Origin of the sequence: Pseudooceanicola aquaeponti (genome assembly GCF_050897975.1) — a bacterium.
Classification (GTDB): domain Bacteria; phylum Pseudomonadota; class Alphaproteobacteria; order Rhodobacterales; family Rhodobacteraceae; genus Pseudooceanicola.
The window spans coordinates 504,872-525,116 of the sequence record NZ_JBPAXY010000003.1 but is presented as its reverse complement, the minus strand read 5'-3'; the positions used below and the strand labels follow the sequence as shown (position 1 = coordinate 525,116).

At 64.7% G+C, this 20,245-nt stretch carries 25 protein-coding genes and 1 tRNA gene; 18 read left to right on the top strand and 8 right to left on the bottom strand.

Going from position 1 to position 20,245, the window contains the following annotated elements:
• Positions 1 to 27: 27 nt before the first annotated feature.
• From ACRARE_RS09185 to ACRARE_RS09170, 4 genes are all read right to left on the bottom strand, one after another.
• Positions 28 to 903, bottom strand: coding sequence for a GNAT family N-acetyltransferase (locus ACRARE_RS09185; protein WP_432656129.1), 876 nt, complete (start codon positions 901 to 903; stop codon positions 28 to 30).
• 244 nt (positions 904 to 1,147) lie between these two features.
• Complete coding sequence (locus ACRARE_RS09180) at positions 1,148 to 2,287, bottom strand: HD domain-containing protein (protein WP_432656128.1); 1,140 nt, start codon at positions 2,285 to 2,287, stop codon at positions 1,148 to 1,150.
• A gap of 164 nt (positions 2,288 to 2,451) precedes the next feature.
• Positions 2,452 to 2,685, bottom strand: a complete 234-nt coding sequence (locus tag ACRARE_RS09175; protein ID WP_432656127.1) for a hypothetical protein — start codon at positions 2,683 to 2,685, stop codon at positions 2,452 to 2,454.
• An 11-nt stretch (positions 2,686 to 2,696) separates the two neighbouring features.
• A complete protein-coding gene (locus ACRARE_RS09170) occupies positions 2,697 to 3,353 on the bottom strand; it encodes an alpha/beta hydrolase (RefSeq protein WP_432656126.1) in 657 nt (218 codons plus the stop codon).
• 329 nt (positions 3,354 to 3,682) lie between these two features.
• Between ACRARE_RS09170 and iscR the strand changes: the two genes are divergently transcribed.
• The 12 genes from iscR to ACRARE_RS09110 all read left to right on the top strand — a co-directional run bounded on the left by iscR (position 3,683) and on the right by ACRARE_RS09110 (position 13,402).
• The gene (gene iscR / locus ACRARE_RS09165) at positions 3,683 to 4,141 is read left to right on the top strand and encodes a Fe-S cluster assembly transcriptional regulator IscR (protein WP_432656125.1); all 459 of its coding nucleotides are present in this window, start codon (positions 3,683 to 3,685) and stop codon (positions 4,139 to 4,141) included.
• A gap of 52 nt (positions 4,142 to 4,193) precedes the next feature.
• A complete protein-coding gene (locus ACRARE_RS09160; RefSeq protein ID WP_432656124.1) occupies positions 4,194 to 5,252 on the top strand; it encodes a cysteine desulfurase family protein in 1,059 nt (352 codons plus the stop codon).
• Positions 5,253 to 5,358: 106 nt separating this feature from the next.
• Positions 5,359 to 6,888, top strand: coding sequence for a Fe-S cluster assembly protein SufB (gene sufB / locus ACRARE_RS09155; protein WP_432656123.1), 1,530 nt, complete (start codon positions 5,359 to 5,361; stop codon positions 6,886 to 6,888).
• Positions 6,888 to 7,130, top strand: coding sequence for an HTH-like domain-containing protein (locus tag ACRARE_RS09150; protein WP_432656122.1), 243 nt, complete (start codon positions 6,888 to 6,890; stop codon positions 7,128 to 7,130). The genes sufB and ACRARE_RS09150 overlap by 1 nt, the downstream gene beginning before the upstream one ends.
• A complete protein-coding gene (locus ACRARE_RS09145; protein WP_432656121.1) occupies positions 7,123 to 7,926 on the top strand; it encodes a polysaccharide pyruvyl transferase family protein in 804 nt (267 codons plus the stop codon). Before ACRARE_RS09150 ends, ACRARE_RS09145 begins: the two co-directional genes overlap by 8 nt.
• Positions 7,923 to 8,237 (top strand): heavy metal-binding domain-containing protein, encoded by a 315-nt coding sequence (locus ACRARE_RS09140; protein ID WP_432656120.1) that lies wholly within the window; start codon positions 7,923 to 7,925, stop codon positions 8,235 to 8,237. Before ACRARE_RS09145 ends, ACRARE_RS09140 begins: the two co-directional genes overlap by 4 nt.
• Positions 8,238 to 8,268: 31 nt before the next feature.
• On the top strand, positions 8,269 to 8,844 hold the full coding sequence (locus ACRARE_RS09135; RefSeq protein ID WP_432656248.1) for a class I SAM-dependent methyltransferase: 576 nt from the start codon (positions 8,269 to 8,271) through the stop codon (positions 8,842 to 8,844).
• 26 nt (positions 8,845 to 8,870) lie between these two features.
• Entirely contained in the window at positions 8,871 to 9,626 is a 756-nt protein-coding gene (gene sufC / locus ACRARE_RS09130) for a Fe-S cluster assembly ATPase SufC (protein WP_432656119.1), read from the top strand.
• Complete coding sequence (gene sufD, locus ACRARE_RS09125; RefSeq protein ID WP_432656118.1) at positions 9,626 to 10,939, top strand: Fe-S cluster assembly protein SufD; 1,314 nt, start codon at positions 9,626 to 9,628, stop codon at positions 10,937 to 10,939. The genes sufC and sufD overlap by 1 nt, the downstream gene beginning before the upstream one ends.
• The gene (locus ACRARE_RS09120) at positions 10,939 to 11,433 is read left to right on the top strand and encodes a YIP1 family protein (protein ID WP_432656117.1); all 495 of its coding nucleotides are present in this window, start codon (positions 10,939 to 10,941) and stop codon (positions 11,431 to 11,433) included. The genes sufD and ACRARE_RS09120 overlap by 1 nt, the downstream gene beginning before the upstream one ends.
• A complete protein-coding gene (locus tag ACRARE_RS09115; protein ID WP_432656116.1) occupies positions 11,430 to 11,984 on the top strand; it encodes a YIP1 family protein in 555 nt (184 codons plus the stop codon). Before ACRARE_RS09120 ends, ACRARE_RS09115 begins: the two co-directional genes overlap by 4 nt.
• Positions 11,985 to 12,181: 197 nt before the next feature.
• Positions 12,182 to 13,402: a cysteine desulfurase gene (locus ACRARE_RS09110; protein ID WP_432656115.1), complete on the top strand. Its 1,221-nt coding sequence runs from the start codon at positions 12,182 to 12,184 to the stop codon at positions 13,400 to 13,402.
• Between the two features lie 30 nt (positions 13,403 to 13,432).
• On the opposite strand, the gene ACRARE_RS09105 is transcribed toward ACRARE_RS09110, so the two are convergent.
• Positions 13,433 to 13,960, bottom strand: a complete 528-nt coding sequence (locus ACRARE_RS09105; protein ID WP_432656114.1) for a GNAT family N-acetyltransferase — start codon at positions 13,958 to 13,960, stop codon at positions 13,433 to 13,435.
• Between the two features lie 217 nt (positions 13,961 to 14,177).
• Between ACRARE_RS09105 and ACRARE_RS09100 the strand changes: the two genes are divergently transcribed.
• Both ACRARE_RS09100 and ACRARE_RS09095 read left to right on the top strand, forming a co-directional pair.
• Positions 14,178 to 15,188: a methyltransferase gene (locus tag ACRARE_RS09100; RefSeq protein ID WP_432656113.1), complete on the top strand. Its 1,011-nt coding sequence runs from the start codon at positions 14,178 to 14,180 to the stop codon at positions 15,186 to 15,188.
• 170 nt (positions 15,189 to 15,358) lie between these two features.
• Positions 15,359 to 15,435: transfer RNA gene (locus ACRARE_RS09095), tRNA-Arg, on the top strand.
• A gap of 22 nt (positions 15,436 to 15,457) precedes the next feature.
• Here the strand turns inward: ACRARE_RS09095 and ACRARE_RS09090 are convergent.
• The 3 genes from ACRARE_RS09090 to ACRARE_RS09080 all read right to left on the bottom strand — a co-directional run bounded on the left by ACRARE_RS09090 (position 15,458) and on the right by ACRARE_RS09080 (position 17,226).
• Positions 15,458 to 15,595 carry a hypothetical protein gene (locus tag ACRARE_RS09090; RefSeq protein WP_432656112.1) on the bottom strand — a complete coding sequence of 46 codons (138 nt, stop codon included), beginning with the start codon at positions 15,593 to 15,595 and terminating at the stop codon, positions 15,458 to 15,460.
• A gap of 153 nt (positions 15,596 to 15,748) precedes the next feature.
• Positions 15,749 to 16,219, bottom strand: coding sequence for an H-NS histone family protein (locus ACRARE_RS09085; protein ID WP_432656111.1), 471 nt, complete (start codon positions 16,217 to 16,219; stop codon positions 15,749 to 15,751).
• Between the two features lie 101 nt (positions 16,220 to 16,320).
• Positions 16,321 to 17,226, bottom strand: a complete 906-nt coding sequence (locus ACRARE_RS09080; protein WP_432656110.1) for a LytTR family DNA-binding domain-containing protein — start codon at positions 17,224 to 17,226, stop codon at positions 16,321 to 16,323.
• 546 nt (positions 17,227 to 17,772) lie between these two features.
• On the opposite strand from ACRARE_RS09080, the gene ACRARE_RS09075 reads away from it, so the two are divergent.
• The 4 genes from ACRARE_RS09075 to ACRARE_RS09060 are packed head-to-tail and all read left to right on the top strand — an operon-like array spanning position 17,773 to position 20,223.
• A complete protein-coding gene (locus ACRARE_RS09075) occupies positions 17,773 to 18,354 on the top strand; it encodes a hypothetical protein (RefSeq protein ID WP_432656109.1) in 582 nt (193 codons plus the stop codon).
• Positions 18,246 to 19,415 (top strand): Hint domain-containing protein, encoded by a 1,170-nt coding sequence (locus ACRARE_RS09070; protein ID WP_432656247.1) that lies wholly within the window; start codon positions 18,246 to 18,248, stop codon positions 19,413 to 19,415. The genes ACRARE_RS09075 and ACRARE_RS09070 overlap by 109 nt, the downstream gene beginning before the upstream one ends.
• On the top strand, positions 19,415 to 19,933 hold the full coding sequence (locus ACRARE_RS09065) for a Hint domain-containing protein (RefSeq protein ID WP_432656108.1): 519 nt from the start codon (positions 19,415 to 19,417) through the stop codon (positions 19,931 to 19,933). The genes ACRARE_RS09070 and ACRARE_RS09065 overlap by 1 nt, the downstream gene beginning before the upstream one ends.
• Positions 19,930 to 20,223 (top strand): hypothetical protein, encoded by a 294-nt coding sequence (locus ACRARE_RS09060; RefSeq protein ID WP_432656107.1) that lies wholly within the window; start codon positions 19,930 to 19,932, stop codon positions 20,221 to 20,223. The genes ACRARE_RS09065 and ACRARE_RS09060 overlap by 4 nt, the downstream gene beginning before the upstream one ends.
• Positions 20,224 to 20,245: the final 22 nt, after the last annotated feature.

The following is a 20,245-nucleotide window of genomic DNA, read 5'->3' as shown; positions in this document are numbered from 1 at the left end:
CCTTCGCCTTGCCACGTAATGCCTTGATCAAAGGTCTTTTTCGAAGAAATGATCGGGGTAGGGATCGTCGTTGAACCGGTCAATCTCGCGCCAGCCCAACCCCCGATACAGCGCCACCGCCTCGGGCAGGGCCGAGTTAGTGTCCAGCCGCAGGGTGGTGATGCCCAACTCGCGCGCCCGATCCTCCAGCGCTGCCATCAGCCGTTTCGACAGGCCCAGACCCCGGGCCGAGGGGGCGATCCACAGCCGCTTGATCTCGGCCACCGGCCCGCCGTTGCCCTTCAGCCCGCCGCAACCAATGGGCATCCCGTCCGACAGCGCCAGCAGGAAGGCGCCGCGTGGGGCCTGCATCGCCGCCGCCTCGGGGTCGCGCGACAGCGACACGTCAAAGCCGGTGTCAAAGCGGCGCGCCAGTTCGGAATAGTATTCATGCAAGCAATACAAGGCCTTATCGCTCCGCGGGTCGACCTCTTCCAGGGTGATCCGGTCGCGCCCCAGGGCCGAGGCGACAAGATCCATGGCCGCCAGCAGGGCCTCGGGGCGGGGATGCCGGGCCAGCGTGTCGGCGGCGCGCTGGTCCGACAGGGCCTCATAGGCGGCGAACTCGGCCTCTCCGGCCTCGGTCAGCTGCGCGATGCGGGCGCGGGCGTCCTCGGGGTGGGGCGCGGTGGTCACCAGCCCTTCGGCCTCAAGCCCGCGCAGCAGCCGCGACAGCAGGCCCGAGTCCAGCCCCAGGTAGTCGCGGATCGCCGCCACCTCGCTGCGGCCCTGGCCGATGGCGTTCAGCACCCGGGCGCTGCCCAGGGGGCGGCCCCGGCCAAGAAAGGACTGGTCCAGCGCGCCCACCTCGGAGGTGACGGCGCGCGAGAAGCGGCGAAAACGGGAGATCGGATCGGTTGTCATGTAGCTGACTTTTGTCCGCTACCGGCGCGGCGTCAAGTATCTATTTGACTTGGGTCAGGAAAAGGGCGGCAAGTTGTTTCGGTTGTCGCGGTTGTCCACAGCTTTTCCACAGCACGCCCTGCGCCCGGGAAATTCCTTGTGTATAGCCAACAATTCTCCCTGCATTGGCCATATACGGGCGAAATTCCTTGCGCTTACTATACGTTTTCGTGCGGGTTTGTGCGGACGCCCGGCGCGGGTAGCCTCAGCCCAGAAAGGCCCGGATGCGCGGCGCCAGATGGTCCCAGAAGGCGGGCATCGAGCGCGCGATGGCCGCGCCCACGCGGGCCTCGACCATCTCGAAGGTGGCGTTATGGGCCCGCCAGGACACGCCGCCCGAGGCCAGGTTCTGAAGCGGCGGCTGGAACCGGTCCAGCGCCTTGGCAAAGCGCGCGTCCGGGGTCTGGGCCGCCTCGAATTCCTGCCACAGCGTCAGCAGGGGGGCGCCCTGGGCCGGGGGCAGAAGGCCGAAAAGGCGCCGGGCGGCGGCCAGTTCGGCGATCTCGGTTTCCGCCTGACCTGCGGCAGTCTGGGCATAGATCGGCACGTCGCCCGCGTCGATCTCGACCAGGTCATGCAGCAGCAGCATCCGCAGCACCCGGGACAGCGAGACCCCCTCGGGCGCATGTTCGCCCAGCACCAGCGCGTAAAGCGCCAGGTGCCAGGAATGCTCGGCCGAGTTTTCGGGGCGCGAGGCATCGCAAAGGGTGGTGGCGCGTTCGATCCGCTTCAGCCGGTCGGCCTCGGCCAGGAAGGCGCATTGGGCGGCGATCTCGGCCGGACCCGCCTGCAATTCGGAATGCAGATGCGCGTAAAGCGCGGGCCGGGTCTCGGCGATCAGCCGGGCGCGGCCCCGGGCGGTATTGTCGCGCGCGATCGCCTCGTGATCGGCGCGCCGCGGGTCGGCCGTCCAGACCTGAAGGACGGGAATAGCGAAATCCACGCTCTTGGCCAGGCGCGCGGCCTCGCTCTCCGCCGCCTCGAACTCTTCCCACAGGGCGCGCAGGCCCGGGCCCTGATCGGCGGGCAAGAGGGCAAAGAGGCGATCGGCGGCGGCGGCTTCGGCGGCGGCCAGGGCTGCGGCATCATGGGGCAGGTCGATCGGCTGGTCGCCCGCGTCGATCTCGACCAGGTCGTGCAGCAGCAGCATGGCCAGGATCCGGTCCATCAGCGCCGTCTCGACCTCGGGCAGCCAGATCAGCGCCCCCAGGGCGGCCTGCCAGGAATGCTCGGCCGAGTTCTCGGCCCGCGACTGGTCGGTCAGGGTCGAGGCCCTGGTGACCCCTTTCAGCCGGTCGGCCTCGTTCAGGAAGGACAGCTGCGCGTCAAGCCTCTGGGCATCCATGATCATCACTCCGGTCTGGGGGTATGCCCCCGCCTAGACCCGGCGCGCGCCCGGCGCAAGGGGCGCCCTTTGCCGATCCTGAAGCTGAAAATACGCTCGGGGGGAGACTGCGACCCGCAGCCGGGGGGCAGACAGCCCCCCGCGCCGGTTCAGCCTGCGAGGGTTCAGCCCTCTGGGCTGGCCCGCAGTTCCTTGACCCGCCGGATCAGGAAGTCGCGCGCGGCGCGTTCGGCCAGGCGCACCCGGACCTCGGTCAGGAACGCCTCTTCCAGGGTCTGCGAGGCCGCGCCCAGAACGGCGCCCACCTCGACGTAAAGACGCTCTTGCCCGGTGGCCTTCATGGCCTTCATGCAATCCTCCGCCAGGGCGGAGGCCAGCGTTTCGACGGTCGAGGCCATGGGCGCGGTCCTTAGCGGCTGGTTTCGGTCAGGCGGCGTTTGACGTAGTCGGTGACGCTGCCCAGCATGGTTTGCATCTGGTCTTCTTCCTGGAAGAAGTGCCCGGCGCCCTCGACCTCTTCATGGGTGATGGTGATTCCCTTCTGCTCTTGCAGCTTGCCCACCAGGGTCTGGGTATCGGCGGGCGGCGCGACGCGGTCGGCGCTGCCGTTGATGATCAGACCCGAGGACGGGCAGGGGGCCAGGAACGAGAAGTCGTACATGTTGGCAGGCGGCGCGACCGAGATGAAGCCGGTGATCTCGGGGCGGCGCATCAGCAGCTGCATCCCGATCCAGGCGCCAAAGCTGAAGCCGGCGACCCAGCAGTGCTTCGAGTTCGAGTTCATGGATTGCAGGTAATCCAGCGCCGAGGCCGCATCGGACAGCTCGCCCACGCCCTGATCATATTCGCCCTGGCTGCGGCCCACGCCGCGGAAATTGAAGCGCAGAACGGTGAAGCCCATGTTGTAGAAGGCATAATGCAGGTTGTAGACGACCTTGTTGTTCATCGTCCCGCCGAACTGCGGATGCGGATGCAGCACGATGGCGATCGGCGCATCGCGGTCCTTCTGCGGGTGATAGCGGCCTTCCAGGCGGCCTTCGGGTCCGGGAAAGATGACCTCGGGCATTCAATACATCCTCAACCTTGGCGCGGGCCGCGGCGCGGTCCGTCTGTCCTCTTGCGTCGCCTGCCGGTGGCCCGGACCCGTCCGGCCCGGGGCCTTGCGGCTGAACCTTCATTCTTGACGAATATTATCGGGCACCTTAGAAAAGTTCTAAAGAGACCGCTGCCTCTGGCGACGCGCTGCAAAGCGGGATAATCCGGGGCGCAGCGAAGGTCAATGAAATCAACCGTCCCGGGCTGTCTCGCCAGACCGCCGTGACCCCGGACCCGCAGATCAGGGCGCCTTGGCGTCGGATGCCGTGACAATGGCTGTGGAAAAGGGAGTTTAGGCCCATGAAACTGAGCACCAAGGGGCGCTACGCCATGGTCGCCCTGGCCGATATTGCGCTGCAACCCGAGGGCAGCCTGGTGGCTCTTGGCGACATTTCCAAACGTCAATCGGTGTCGCTGCCCTATCTGGAACAGCTTTTCGTCAAGCTGCGCCGCGCCGGGCTGGTGTCTTCGGTGCGCGGGCCCGGGGGCGGGTACAAACTGTCGCGGCCCGCGACCGAGATCCGCGTGGTCGACGTGCTGGCCGCCGTCGACGAGACGGTTTCGGCCATGCACAAGGGCGCGGGCGTCTCGGGCGGCCTGTCGGGGTCGCGCGCGCAGTCGGTGACCAACCGTCTGTGGGAGGGGCTGTCGGCCCATGTCTATGTCTTCCTGCACCAGACCACCCTGGGCGACGTGGTGAAGAACGAGCTGGCCCCGTGCCCCGCCGTGCCGCACCTTTTCGAGGTGGTGGACGAGTGAGCCCGCGCGCCGCATATCCCTTGGTCGGCCATCGGGTCGGGGCAGCTGCGTCATGAGCCGCGCCTACCTCGATCATAACGCCACCACGCCGCTGCGCGCCGAGGCGCGCGCCGCGATGATCGCGGCGATGGACGTCACCGGCAATCCGTCTTCGGTCCATGCCGAGGGCCGCGCCGCCAAGGCGCTGGTGGAACGGGCCCGCGCCCAGGTGGCCGCCGCCCTGGGCGCCGAGGGGGCCGATATCGTCTTCGTCTCTGGCGCCACCGAAGGCGCGGCGCTGGCCATGGCCGGGCGCGATCTGGCGGTGGCGGATGTGGAACATGACGCTGTGCGGGCCTGGGGCGCAGGCGACCCGCTGCCCGTGGATCACGACGGCCGGGTCACGGTCGCCGATCCCGCCCATAGCGCGGTGCAGCTGGCCAATAGCGAAACCGGGGTGATCCAGGCCCTGCCCGAGGGCCTTGCGCTCAGCGATCTGACCCAGGCTTTCGGCAAGCTGCCCATTGCCTTCAACTGGCTGAATTGCCACATGGCCCTTGTCAGCGCCCACAAGCTGGGCGGGCCCAAGGGCGTCGGCGCTCTGGTGATGCGGCGCGGCACTGATCTGCCCGCGCAGCTGAAGGGCGGCGGGCAGGAAATGGGCCGCCGCGCAGGCACCGAGAACGTGATCGGCATCGCGGGCTTCGGCGCCGCCGCCGAGGCCGCCGCCCGCGACCTGGAGGCGGGCACCTGGGACCGGGTCCGCGCCCTGCGTGACGGGCTGGAGGTGCGGCTGCGCGAGGGGCTGCAGGCCCTGGGCCTGGAGGCCGAGATTGCCGGGGCAGGGGCCGAGCGCCTGCCCAACACCACCTGCCTGGTGACGCCCGGATGGAAGGGCGAGACCCAGGTGATGCAGATGGACCTGGCGGGTTTCGCCGTCAGTGCCGGGTCGGCCTGTTCCAGCGGCAAGGTCCGCGCCAGCCAGGTGCTGCGCGCCATGGGCTATGCCGAGGACGAGGCCATGGGCGCCCTGCGCGTCAGCCTCGGCCCCGAGACGACCGAGGACGAGACGATGCGCTTTGCCACAGCCTGGCTGGCGCTGAGAGAGAAACGGCGCGCCAGGGCGGCTTGATCCGCCCCCAGACAGCGCCCCCGACCGAAGCCGCCCGGCGCCCTCCGCCCGGCCCCTATTTCAAAGACACGAACCAGAGCCGCGACACGCTGGACAGGACGAGATGATGAGTAAGATGGATACCCCCGAAGTGAAGGATGGCGTGGATCAGGAAACGGTCGACGCCGTCGCCAAGATTAACACCTACAAATACGGCTGGGACACCGATATCGAGATGGAATATGCCCCCCTGGGCCTGTCCGAAGATATCGTCCGCCTGATCTCGACCAAGAACCACGAGCCCGAGTGGATGACCGAATGGCGCCTGGCCGCCTATCGCCGCTGGTTGGAAAAGGAAGAGCCCGACTGGGCGATGGTCGACTACCCCGAGATCGACTTCCAGAACCAGTATTACTATGCCCGCCCCAAAAGCATGGAAGAAAAGCCCAAGTCGCTGGACGAGGTCGACCCCAAGCTCTTGGAGACCTACCAGAAGCTGGGGATCCCGCTGAAGGAACAGATGATTCTGGCGGGCGTCGAAGGCGCCGAAGAGATGAAGGACGAGGGCGCCCCCGAGCGCAAGGTCGCGGTGGACGCGGTCTTTGACTCGGTTTCCGTGGGCACCACCTTCCAGGCCGAGCTGAAGAAGGCGGGCGTCATCTTCTGCTCGATCTCGGAAGCGATCCGTGAACACCCCGAGCTGGTGAAGAAATACCTCGGGTCTGTCGTGCCGGTTTCCGACAACTTCTATGCCACGCTGAACAGCGCCGTGTTCAGCGACGGCTCCTTCGTCTACGTGCCGCCGGGCGTGCGCTGCCCGATGGAGCTGTCGACCTATTTCCGCATCAACGCGGAAAACACCGGCCAGTTCGAACGCACCCTGATCATCGCCGACAAGGGGTCTTACGTCTCCTACCTCGAAGGCTGCACCGCGCCGCAGCGTGACACCGCGCAGCTGCACGCCGCCGTGGTCGAGATCATCGTCGAGGAAGACGCCGAGGTGAAATATTCCACGGTGCAGAACTGGTTCCCCGGTGACGACGAGGGCAAGGGCGGCATCTACAACTTCGTCACCAAGCGCGCCGATTGCCGCGGCGACCGGGCGAAGATCATGTGGACCCAGGTGGAAACCGGCTCTGCCGTGACCTGGAAATACCCGTCCTGCATCCTGCGCGGCGACGACAGCCAGGGCGAGTTCTATTCGATCGCCATCACCAACAACTACCAGCAGGCCGACACCGGCACCAAGATGCTGCACCTGGGCAAGAACACCCGCTCGCGGATCGTCTCGAAAGGGATCTCCGCAGGCAAGGCGCAGAACACCTATCGCGGTCAGGTCGCCATGCATCCCAAGGCCAGCAACAGCCGCAACTACACCCAGTGCGACAGCCTGCTGATCGGGTCCGACTGCGGGGCCCACACGGTGCCCTATATCGAGGTGAAGAACAATTCCTCGCGGGTCGAACATGAGGCCACGACCTCGAAGGTGGATGATGACCAGATGTTCTATTGCCAGTCGCGCGGCATGGACGAGGAAGAGGCAGTGGCGCTGATCGTCAACGGTTTCTGCAAGGACGTCTTGCAGGCCCTGCCGATGGAGTTCGCCATGGAAGCGCAGCAGTTGGTGGCCATCTCTCTGGAAGGGTCCGTGGGCTGATGACGCGTTCTACGCTCGTTGAAGCCCTCAAGGCGCTACACGTTTCCTTCTCGGAACGTGAGAAGACGGTAGCTATTCATCTCTTCGGCATTCGCTATGCCGAAGAGCTTGAGGACCTGCCTATGAGCGAATTGAACCTGGTTGCCGAGGAGGCTGGGCTTTCGTCTTCATACGGAACTGAGCTCCGCAAGATGGTCCGACTGTCGAAGTATGTTGAGGAGAAGAAGTGCGGTCATGACTGAGCCGGTGAAGCTCTACTGGTGGGCGGGCAAGCCGAATTTCGGCGATGCCATCTCGCGCGCCATCGTGGCCCATCTGTCGGGCCGCGACGTCGCCTGGGCGAAGCCCGGCGCGGTGGATCTTTTCGCCATCGGCTCGATCATGCATGTGGTGCGGCGCGGCACCAAACAGCCGCGCGAAGGGGCCAGGCCCGTGGTCTGGGGATCCGGCTGCATGAAGCCGATCAATACGGATTTCGTGCCCAACGTTGATTTCGCCCTGCTGCGCGGCCCGATCAGCGAAAGCCTGCTGGAGGTCGAGGTGCCGGGCTACGGCGACCCGGGCCTGCTGATGGCCGAGGTGCTGGGCCCGGTGCCGCGCGGCGACCGGATCGGGTTGATCCCCCATTATGCGCAACTGGGCGACCCGGCCTTCCGCGCCATGGTCGAGGCCAACCCGGTGCTGGATCTGATCGACGTGCGCGGCGACGCGCTGGAGGTCTGCCGCCAGATCGCCGGCTGCGCCCATGTGGTCAGTTCCTCCCTGCATGGGCTGATCGTGGCCGACAGTTTCGGGGTGCCCAATACCTGGCTCAACCCCGAGGGCATCCATGCGGCACCGAAGCTGAAGTTTCTCGACTACGCGGCGGGGATCGAACGGGCGTTGCCGCGCCCCCTGGCCCTGGCAGATCTGCCCGCGCGGCTGGCGCAGCTGCCCCAGGGCGATCTGCCCTATGCCGAGGGCGTGGCGCGGTCCAAGGCCGATCTGCGGGCCAGTTTCCCCGCCGCGCTGAAAGCCACCGAAGGAGCTGTGCAATGATCATTACGACGACAAATTCCATCGAAGGCCGCAAGATCACCGATTATCGCGGTGTCGTGGTGGGCGAGGCGATCATGGGCGCCAATATCGTGCGCGATTTCTTCGCCAATATCACCGATGTGATCGGCGGCCGCTCTGGCGCCTATGAGACCAAGTTGCAGGATGCCCGCGACATCGCCATGCGCGAGCTTGAGGGCCGCGCGGCGGCCCTGGGGGCCAATGCGGTGGTGGGCGTCGATCTGGATTACGAGGTGGTCGGCGACAGCATGTTGATGGTCTCGGTCTCGGGCACCGCCGTGGTGGTCGCCTGAGGTGAGCGATCTGTCGCCCTCCGACGCGCCGATGACGCGCCCAGAGCTGACCTTCCCCGAGGCGGAGGCCGAGGTGCTGCGCCTGGCCTATGGGGAGGCCAAGGTGATCCTGGAATACGGATCGGGCGGCTCGACCGTGCTGGCGGGGGATCTGGGCAAGCAGGTCACCAGCGTGGAAAGCGATGGCGCCTGGGCGCAGATGATGCGCGACTGGTTTGCCGCAAATCCGCCCCGGGGCGCGGTCGAGGTGATCCATGCCGATATCGGGCGAACCAAGGAATGGGGCCACCCGAAGGACGACAAGGGCTGGCGCCGCTTCGCCGCCTATCCCCTGGCGGTCTGGGAAAGGGGCGCGATGCCCCACCCGGACGTGGTGCTGGTCGACGGGCGGTTCCGCACCGGCTGTGTCCTGGCCACCGCCTTTCACATTACCCGTCCGGTGACCCTGTTGCTGGACGATTACAAACACCGCGAGCAGTACCACGAGATCGAGGATTTCGTGGGCCAGCCAACCCTGATCGGCCGTCTGGCCGTCTTCGACATAAACCCCATGCCGGTCCCCGTGACCCGGCTTCTGGACGTGATACGGATGATGACGCAACCTTGATGCGTTGCGTGAGGAAAGGTAAAAAGATGTTGGAAATCAAAAACCTGCATGTGAAACTTGAGGAAGAGGATAAGCAGATCCTCAAGGGCGTGAACCTGACGGTCGAGCCCGGCAAGGTTCATGCGATCATGGGTCCGAACGGCTCGGGCAAATCCACCCTGTCCTATGTGCTGTCGGGCCGTGGCGGCTATGAGGTGACCGAGGGCGAAGCGACCCTGCTGGGCGAGGACCTGCTGGAGATGGAGCCCGAGGAACGCGCCGCCGCCGGTGTCTTCCTGGCCTTCCAGTACCCGGTCGAGATCCCCGGCGTCGGCAACATGACCTTCCTGCGCACCGCCGTGAACGCGCAGCGCAAGGCGCGCGGCGAGGAAGAGATGTCGTCCGCCGAGTTCCTGAAGGTCGTCCGCGAGAAGGCCAAGACCCTGAAGATCGACGCCGAGATGCTGAAGCGCCCGGTGAACGTCGGCTTCTCGGGCGGAGAGAAGAAGCGCAACGAGATCCTGCAAATGGCCATGCTGGAGCCCAAGCTGTGCATCCTGGACGAGACCGACAGCGGCCTGGACGTGGACGCGATGAAGCTGGTGTCGGACGGGGTGAACGCCCTGCGCGACGAGGGCCGCGGCTTCCTGGTGATCACCCACTATCAGCGCCTGCTGGACCACATCAAACCCGACGTGGTGCACATCATGGCCAATGGCCGCATCATCAAGACCGGCGGCCCCGAGCTGGCCCTGGAGGTCGAACAGAACGGCTATGCGGATCTGCTGGCGGAGGTGGAGTGATGGCGGCGATCCTGTCGGAAACCATCAAGACCAAGCCCTCGGCCCGGCGCGATGAGGACACGGCGGCGCGTCTGGCGGTGCTGGCCCCCGGTGCCACCGCAGGGTGGAGCGTGGCCAACCGCGAGGCCGCCCTGGCGCGGGTCAAATCCATGGGCCTGCCGCAGCCGCGCGATGAATACTGGCGCTGGACCCGTCCGGCGACGCTGAACGCCCCCGAGGCCCCGGCGGCCGCCGTCTTCGACCCCGCCGAGACGCCCATTTTCGACGAGGTCGACCGGGTCAAGGTCGTCTTCATCGACGGCGTCTTCTCGGCCGAAGAGAGCGATCCGCTGGAGCTGGCGGGCGTGACGATCGAACGTCTGGCCGACGCGGGCAGCGACATCCATTGGGCGTTCGAGCTTTACGGCACCCTGGAGGCGCGCGGGCAAAGCCCGGTCGAGCGTCCGCTGGCCGCGCTGAATACCTGGGCCGCCACCGATGGTCTGCTGATCCGGGTGACGGCCCGGGCCTCGAAACCCGTCAGCCTGATCTATCAGCACGCCTCCGAGACCTCGGATGCGATGCTGCACCATGTGATCAAGCTGGAAGAAGGCGCCGAGCTGACCCTGCTGGAGAACGGCCCCGCCGCCGCGCGCTTCAACAAGGTGATGGAGGTGGATGTGGCCGACGAGGCGCGGTTCCACCATATCCGCACCCAGGGCCGCGACCACGAGCGCCGCGCCGCCACCCATATCTTCGCCCGCCTGGGCCGGGAAAGCCTGTTCAAAAGCTTTACCCTGACCGCCAATGGCGTGATGACCCGCAACGAGGCGGTGATCGAACTGCTGGGCGACGATGCGGTGGCCCATGTGGCCGGCGCCTGCCTGGGCGACGGTGATTTCCACCATGACGACACGGTCTTCGTCACCCATGACGCCCTGAACTGCGAAAGCCGCCAGGTGTTCAAGAAGGTGCTGACGAACGGCGCCAAGGGCATCTTCCAGGGCAAGATCCTGGTCAAGGACGGGGCGCAGAAGACCGACGGCTATCAGATCAGCCAGTCGCTCTTGCTGGATGGCGACAGCCAGTTCCTGGCCAAGCCCGAGCTGGAGATCTACGCCGATGACGTGGCCTGCTCGCACGGCTCGACCTCGGGGGCGATGGATGAAGAGGCGCTCTTCTACCTGCGCTCGCGCGGGGTGCCCGAGCGCGAGGCGCAGGACCTGATGGTCATCGCCTTCATCGCCGAGGCCCTGGACGAGATCGAGGACGAAAGCCTGCGCGAACAGCTGCTGGAGCGGCTGACCGGCTGGCTGGAACGTCGGCGCGGCTGATGTCGCTGGTGGCCAATATCGCCGCCAGCTATCGCCACCCGGGCGATGTGCTGGGCCGGATGCTGGGCGAGGGCGCGCGGGAAGACCGCGCGCTGGCCCTGTGCATGGGCGGTTGCGGGGCGATGTTTGTCGCCCAGTGGCCGCGCCTGGCGCGCGAGGCGCATCTGTCGGGCGAAGACCTGCAAATGCTTCTGGGCGGCGCCCTGTTGGGCGTGGTCTTCATCCTGCCGCTGGCGCTGTACCTCCTGGCGGGGCTCAGCCACGGGGTGGCGCGTCTGCTGGGCGGGCGCGGCACCGGCTATGGCGCGCGGCTGGCGCTGTTCTGGGCGCTGGTGGCGGCGACGCCGCTGATGCTGCTGCACGGGCTGGTCGCGGGCTTCATCGGGCCCGGCGCGGCGAAAGGTCTTATCGGCCTGGCCTGGTGCCTGGGCTTTGGATGGATCTGGCTGGCCGGGCTGCGGCGGGCCGAATTTGGAGCCGGGACGGTGGCATGATGAAAGACTGGCTGGAGCTGATGCGCCTCAGCGTGATCGAGCCGCGGCGCGGGGCGGCCGAGGTGATGGCCGCGCCCTTCCCGGAGGCGGCGGGTCCGTTGCTGCTGGCGCTGCTGGCGGTGCTGAACGGCATCCTCTACACGCTGATCCTGCCGCCGGGCATGGTGTTCTCGCCCATTGCCATGGCTGTGGTTGCGGGGGTCGTGATCTGGCTCAGTGCCTGGCTTTTCGCCCGGGTCGGGCAGTTCATGGGCGGGCAGGGCGACCTGCCGCGCCTCTTGCGCGTGGTGCTGTTCCTGCAGGCGCTGCGGCTGATCGCCCAGGCGGCCCTGTTGGTGCTGGGCGCGCTGGTGCCGCCGCTGGCGGGAATGGCGAGCCTGGTGGCCGGGGTCTGGGGCATCTACATGATGGTCTGTTTCCTGGCCGAGGCGCACGGGTTCGACAACCGGCTGAAGGCCCTTGGCACCCTGGGCGCGGTCTTCGTGGTGGTGATCGTCGCCGCCTCTGTGCTGATGTCGATGGTGGGCGGTGCGGCGCTGACCGATATCTAGGCCGCGACGTGGCCTGCGCGGCGACGCGCCGCGACGCGATGTGATGTGACAGGCGGGGCCCCGGACGGGCCCGGCCAACTGGAACCCCAAGGCCCCGGGCACCCTGTGCGCGCCCCGGGCCGGACCGGCGCCGCCCCCCTGGGCGCGTCCGGCCCGACGACAGGACCGCGCCAGCCGCGCGGGCCGGAGGATCGAAGATGTATGATGTGAACGCCATCCGCGCCGATTTCCCCATCCTCGCGCGCGAGGTGAACGGCAAGCCGCTGGTCTATCTCGACAATGGCGCCTCGGCGCAGAAGCCGCGCGCGGTGATCGACGCCGTGACCCGCGGCTATGCCGAGGAATATGCCAACGTCCACCGTGGCCTGCATTTCCTGTCGAACCTGGCCACCGACAAATACGAGGCGGTGCGTGGCAAGATCCAGCGCTTCCTGAATGCTGCCGATGAGGATGAGATCATCTTCAACTCGGGCACCACCGAGGGGATCAACCTGGTCTCCTACGCCTGGGCCGCGCCGCGTCTCCAGCCGGGTGACGAGATCGTCCTGTCGGTGATGGAGCATCACGCCAATATCGTGCCCTGGCATTTCCTGCGGGAACGCCAGGGGGTGGTGCTGAAATGGGTCGAACCCGAGGCCGACGGGTCGCTGGATCCGCAGAAGGTGATCGACGCCATGGGCCCGAAAACCCGGCTGGTGGCGATGACCCATATGTCCAACGTGCTGGGCACCGTTGTTGACGTGGCCGCCATCTGCGCCGCCGCCCGGGCGCGCGGTATCGCGACGCTGATCGACGGCAGCCAGGCCGCCGTCCACATGCCCGTGGATGTGCAGGCCATTGGCTGCGATTTCTACGCCATCACCGGGCACAAGCTGTACGGTCCCTCGGGCTCTGGCGCGATCTGGATCTCGAAGGAGCGCCAGGCCGAGATGCGCCCCTTCCTGGGCGGCGGCGACATGATCAAGGAAGTGACCCGCGACACCGTCTGCTATGCCGACGGCCCGATGAAGTTCGAGGCGGGCACCCCCGGCATCGTGCAGACCATCGGCCTGGGCGTGGCGCTGGATTACATGATGGACAAGGGCATGGAGGCCATTGCCGCCCATGAGGCCGACCTGGCCGCCTATGCCAGCGAACGCCTGCACGGGCTGAACTGGCTGAACGTGCAGGGGCAGGCGCCGGGCAAGGGGGCGATCTTCAGCTTTACCCTGGACGGCGCGGCCCATGCCCATGACATCTCGACCATCCTCGACAAGAAGGGCGTCGCGGTGCGTGCGGGCCACCATTGCGCCGGTCCGCTGATGGAACATCTGGGGGTGAGTGCCACCTGCCGGGCCAGCTTTGCCATGTACAACACCCGCGCCGAGGTCGATGTGCTGATCGAGGCGCTGGAACTGGCCCACGACCTCTTCGCCTGAGGGCGCCGGGGCAGGGCGCGCGCCCCGGGGTCAGGCCTGCGCCTGGCTCTGGGCGGCGCCGAAGTGGCGATAGACCAGATCGGTCGGATCGGGGCGCGCGGCGCGCGGATCGGGTGCCGCCCCCAGCCGTTCCGCCAGGCGGCGCGAGCGGTGGTTGTCGGGGTCGATATAGCTGACCAGCGTCGGCAGGCCGCGCCGGTCCTGAGCCCAGTCGCGCAGGCTGGCCGCCGCCTCGAAGGCGATCCCGCGCCCCTCGGCCTCGGTGAACAGCAGCCAGCCCAGCTCCCATTCGGGAAAGAGCGGCCCGCCGTTGATCCCCACCTGGCCCAGAACCGCGCCGCTGGCCAGGTCCTCGATCATCAGGGCGCCGCAGCCGAAGAAATCCCATTGCGCGTGATCGTGACAGAACAGGCCCCAGGCCTGCGCAGGCGCAAAGGGGCCGCCCATGTGGCGCGCACGCTCGGTCGCCATCAGCGCCGCATAGGCGGGCCAGTCGTCGGGATGCATGGCACGCAGCCGCAGCCGGGCGGTGTGCAGGGTGGGGATCTGGCAACTCATCCGATGTCCCTTTCGTTGCGCGCGGGCAGGCCGCCCCGCCTGTCTCGGGGATAGTCCGGCCCGCGCCCGGGCGCCAGTGGGTGCGGCGACAGGTCCCGCCCGCTGCCGTGCGACCGTGCATTTGCGACATGAATCTTGTCGCTTTTTGCCCTGCCGGGTTTTGCCCTGCCCGATCTGCCGCTAGGCTGCGGGCAACGCAACCAACCCGGAGACACTCATGACCCTGCTGACCGAAGCCGACCAGATCTCTCAAATCGCCTTTGGATTCATGGGCTCGAAGGCGCTTTTCGCGGCGCTGGAACTGGGGGTCTTCTCGCATCTGGCAGAGGGGCCGAAGGACGCGGGCGCGCTGGCGGCGGCGGCGGGCATCCACGAGGACCGCGCCATGACCCTGCTGACGGCGCTGGCGGGGATGGGGCTGGTCTCGGTCGAGGCGGGCCGGTTCAGCAATTCCCCCGCCGCCGAGGCCTTCCTGGTGAAAGGGGCGAAATACGATTTCGGCGACTACCTGCGCCTACAGGTGGGCCGCCAGATGTACCCTCTGCTGGATCAGATCGAGGGCGCGCTGAAGGGGGATATGGCCGAGGACGACACCGCCTCTTATGCCGACTGGTTCGCCGATCCGGAAGAGGCGCGGCTTTATTCCGAAAGCCAGCACGCGGGCTCGCTGGGTCCGGCGCGGCAGCTGGCCAAGACGCTGGACCTCAGCGGCCGGACGCGGATGCTGGACGTGGGCGGCGGCACGGCGGCCTTCGACATCGTGCTTTGCGGCGCCAACTCCGATCTGCACGCCACGGTGCTGGATTTTCCCAATGTCGCGACCCTGGGGCGGCGCTATGTCGATCGCGCGGGCCTGTCGGACCGGATCACCTATCTGGAGGGCAACGCCCTGGAAACCGACTTTCCCGGCGGCCAGGACATCGTCTTGATGTCCTATCTCTTCTCCGGCGTGCCGGGCACGGCGCACGAGGGGCTGATCGAGCGCGCCCGCGCGGCGCTGAACCCCGGCGGGTTGCTGCTGATCCATGATTTCGTGGTCGAGGCAGACCGCACCGGCCCGCCGCTGGCTGCTCTGTGGCAGCTCCAACATACGGCCTTCACCCCCGAAGCGCGCTCGCTGGATGCGGCCTGGCTGACCGGGGCGCTGAAGCAGGCGGGCTTTGCCGAGGTGGGCATCCGCACGATGATTCCCGAAATGACCATGCTGGCCAGCGGGATGAAGCCCTGAGGCGTGCCCCGCCTGCCGCCCAGAGCCCTGAGTGGGTAGGATTTTCCGCCCCGCACCCGCCCGCGCACCCCATGCGGGCTGGGCCGGGGCAGAGCGCCTTCGAAAAGTTGGGCCCGCGCGCCCACGGCCCATTGCGACCCGCGCCCCGAGCCGCTATAGAGCCGCGACAGGCACCCGTAGCTCAGCTGGATAGAGCGCTGCCCTCCGAAGGCAGAGGCCATAGGTTCGAATCCTATCGGGTGCGCCAGTAGATCGCCAAACGACTGTTATCATTCGTAAAACTGCAGAAGTTGGAACTTGGTTTCGGTCGAGTTGGGACTTTCTGTTCCCGATACGATCTTTTTGAGCACCGCGCTCTTGCTGTAACGTGCCGCCTCGCTCTGCGTCTCATGCCCGAGAATTGCCATGCGTTGCTCTGGCGTGGCGCCATTCTCCTTGAAGACGGCAGCCCGGTGTTTCCTGATCTCGTGGGCGCTTAAGCGGGCGGCCTGAGGGGATCTGGATCGAAACGGTGAGACGATAGGGCCGGGGCGGATGCCTCGGCTCTTCGCGTTCTGGGGTCAGATCGACAGCGCCTCCAGTTCTAAACCGGCGGAAAGCGCATAGTGAAGCCACTGGGGCTTGCGGCCCCTACCGGACCAGGTGAGCGTCGGGTCTTCTGGATGTCGGTACTTGCCAGGCAGCTTGCTGCGGCGTCTTGCGCTCTCCGCAGCGATGTCATCCAGCGAGTAGCCCAGTTCGCGTGCCCTGGCCGCCAGGGCCGCGCGCGCCTCGGCCTTGCGCTGGCTTTCGAGCGCACTGATGTCGATGAAGTTCGAGGTCGGCCGCAGGCGCTTTGGAACGAGACTTGGCGCTGGCTCGCGGTCCTCGAGAGATTCCTGGATGGCAAAGCCCGGGGAGGCCGGTTTGAAAGAGGGGGTGTCTTGCGACATGCCATGGTTCTGACGTGCGAGGACCTGACCGAGGATGGTCAGTCGGTAGGTTCGAGAACCGTCGGGCTCTTCCACCTCAAGGAGGATGCGGCAGCCCATGGGCTCTCATAGCGAACTGGAGATACAGAAGGGGCACGGCGCAAGAGGAGTGAGCGGCCTTCAGCCTGCACCGTTGCGCGCTTCGGCCTGCCAACAAGCGTTCACGCAATGTCGACGGCTGGGAGGTTCTCGGTGAGCTTGCTCATGTCTACCTCCGCCAAAAAGCGTGAGCGCGGCGCTGGCAGCGTGCTTCCGTCACTCAGGCTTATTCGATATCCGTTCGCAACCTTATCGACCTTGGTGATCTGGCTGTAGGCGACCCAATAGCTTCGGTGAATTCGCGAGCCCAGATCTTTGGGCATCTTTTCGGTGGCACCCGTCAGGCTGATCCTCGCAATTCGATTTCCTGAATCGGTCGTGCTGATAAGGACGTAGTTCTGTTGTGCCTCAATTTTTGTAACGCTTTCAGCGTTCAGCGTTTCCGTTCCCAGAGTGACATATCTAGGGCCCGATTCGGATGATGTCAGATCATCTTTCGGGGCCTGCGAGTGCGCGTTTGCATTCTTGTGGGTATTTTGCATATCCATAAGGGCGCTTGGAATGACGAAATTGCCAAGAACCGTCATCAGCATTTCATTTATGAAGATGTTGAAGATAAATTGAAAGGCGAGAGGTTTTAGGGCGAGCGGCTCGCCTCCCAGAAGGTGCGTTAGCCAAAACATGACTGGCGTTGTGGAAACGACAAGGGCAATCACAACGAAAACAGACCAAACGTTGACCGCGCCCTTGCGTCGCATCAGGTGCGCATGGAGCTTCAGAAACAGCATATACCCCAGCCAGCTAATCACGACCGCGAGGGTGAGGAGAATGAACTGCTGAATGTAAGGCAGGGAGGCGCCATTGTCCCAAGGTGCAAGAAGGCTGAACAAAAAAATATATGCGATCATAGATATGAGAGTGAAGCGATGCGACAGTAGTTTCAGGCATTTGTCGGCGCCAAAAGTAACTGACGTTCCATTCAGGAATTTGAGGGTTATCTGAACAGGCGACGTCTTCACTGTACTCATCTGGCTCACTCGAACTGGCTTGACGGAGGGTCAATACTACACACACAGGTATCTTTCACAACTCACATGTGACGCTCTAGTGAGTCGACCGAAAGTTTGTTGTGTCCTTAGAAAAACAAGCAAGATGGCGAAACCTACGTGAGCGAAAAGCCAGAAGTGACGCCAAATAGCGTCAGTCCGGCGGAGGCCCAGACATTGCGCCAAAGGGATGCGTGATCAGGAACGCCCAGGGCGCTCAACTCAGCGGGCGACTTCCATGCAGGCCCTCACCGCAGCGGTTGCGTCACGTTGAGGGCCAGAGGGCCCGGACAAGCCCCCCGACTGCTCGATTTTATCCCTTGGTACCAAATTTCGTCCCTTAACCCCTAATCAGTAGCCGCAAGCCTGGGATTTGTGGGCAAGTGCTCGGAACAAAATTTTCGGTTCGGGTGGCACCACAATAACAGTGATGCGAGGGCTTGTCGCACTACTCAAAGTAGAGTTGGGGCGGTCGACTACACGCGAAGCGCATACAAATCTGATTATGTAAGTGAATGAGTATGTAAGATGGCGTTGACCAGAGTTCCCAGTTTTGATGGCAGCGGAGTCACCTTCGTGACGTCGTCCCTCGATCTGACAAGCGGTACGGTTTATGATGTTACCACCGCCGACCTTAAAACATTCGATCTCGATTACGACAACGACAATTGGCATGATTCCGACGAAACCGTTGTCGTCGATGGTGTCGAAACAACGGTCGTCAAAATCTATGCGGTAGACGTTGAGCTGACGCTTTCTGATGGCAGCGTGATCAATTGGGATGCCTATGGCTACCCCGAGAATGCACGGGTCCTCGAACTGGCAAACGGACAGTACCTTTGGTATCTGGTCCGCGTTCCCTCGGAATATACCGACGTAATCGTTGAATCCATCGAGGTTCAATCCAGCGTCTTGCTGGGCGGGGATTATCTTGGCGGTTACACCCGTCTTCCATCGACCCGCGTGACGGCATCGTCGAAGGCACCGAAAGCGCTGACGTTATCGATGCGGCTTACAACGGGGACCCGGATGCGGATTTTGTCGATAACAATGACAATACCGCGGCAGGGGTTGATGCCGGTGGCGTCGAAGGCTCGAACGATGACCTGATCGAAGCATATGGCGGCGATGATAGCGTCGATGCCGGGCTCGGTGATGACACCGTATATGGTGGTGCGGGCGATGATACGATCCATGGCGGCACCGGGAATGACATCATGTTCGGCGGAAGCGGAGACGACATTTTCGTCCTGGACCCGGCGACCAACGGCAATGACGTCATCACCGACTTCAATATCGGGAATACCGGGGCGATCGACGACGGCGACCAATCCAACAACGACTTCGCCGATTTGTCTGCCCACTATAACCAGGAAAACTATGACGCTGCCGTCGCGGCAGGCGACATTGATCCAAACGTCATCCAGAACCCGCTTCAATGGATGCGCGCCGACCAGGACGACGACGGCATCCTGAACGACATTCATGCCTGGGGTGCGGGGAACAGCCTGCGGATCGAGAACGGCGGCTCAGCGGTCGCCTCGTCCGATCTGACCTGGGACAACACCAATGTCATCTGCTTCGTCTCGGGTACGCTGATCGCGACGAAGTCCGGGCTGGTCCAGATCGAAGACCTCTCTCCTGGCGATATGGTCCTGACGCGCGACAACGGCTTCCGTCCGGTGCGCTGGATCGGTTCCACCAAACGCGCGGCGACGGGCAAGGTTGCGCCCGTTCTGATCCCGGAAGGCACGTTGGGCAACACCCGCGATCTGAAAGTGTCTCCGAACCACCGGATGCTGCTCAAGGGCGCCGAAGTGGAGCTGATCGTGGGCCACAGCGAAGTTCTGGTGGCCGCGAAACACCTAGTTGATGGCGCGCACATCCGCCAGGTCGAAGGGGGCACGGTCGAATATTGGCATATCCTGTTCGACAATCATGAAATCATCCTCGCCGAAGAAGCCTGGTCGGAAAGCTTCCATCCGGGCAAGGAGGGATTGGGCACACTTTGCGAAGAAACACGCGCGGAAATCCTGGAGCTGTTCCCGGGGATGAGTGCTGAAACGCTGGCTGCCGCAAGGACAACTGCCCGCACGACCTTGAAAAGCTACGAAGCTGCCTTGCTGCGCGCCTCCATCGTGCGCGGTCGCACGTCGCAGGGGGCTGCGTAATGTTGGTAAAAGGAGCACGTATCCGGCGCGATGGCTATGGCCGTAGCACACCCGTTGAGGAGCTTCTGGTCGGTGACCAGATCTTCGACCCTTTGATCGACCGTAACGTCGAGATCGTCGACATCCTGTCGCGCACGATCCGTTTCGCCGAGAAGGGCCATTCTTTGCGCGCCGCCTTTTGGCCGCTGCGTTTCGGGCCCTTTGCCCTGGGGCCGCAAATGCCTCAAGAGGTTGTCCATGTTTCTCCGGGGCAGACGATTTTCTCAGTGGTGAGAGAAAATGGTCTGACAGTTTTGGAACAGTTCAGCGCCTCGGAACTCGCCCGGCAATCGTCGAGTATTCAAACCTGCGTCATGCATGAGGTCGAGTACATCGCGATCTTTACGGAGCTCCCGCAGATCATGAGCGCCAACGGATTGCTGCTGCAGTCCTATTCCTACGCCGCCTTGTACTCGGGTGGCCCGCAGTGTGGCCTGCTCAATCAAGACGACGATCGCTGTTCTTGGGATGCGGTATGACGGAACGAGCAGAGCCCGGTGCGCTGTATCGCTCAAGCGCAATGGTTGGTGAGGTCACTATGTCTGGTGATCTTCCAGGGCCAGAGCACTGGTTCTGGAATGTGCCGATCTTTTTCCCACCCAGAGAGGAGTCAACCGAGGCTGCGGCAAGCCCCGACGCTGCACTCGGTCCCTCCGATCCCGTCAGCCTCGATGAGGCTGAAAGGGGAAATGACAACGTGAAAGGACCAATTCAAGCGGCAGCAATTTACGCCCGACCGCAAGGCGAACGCCAAAGCGGCAAGATCTGATTTCCAAAGTCGGGGCCCATTA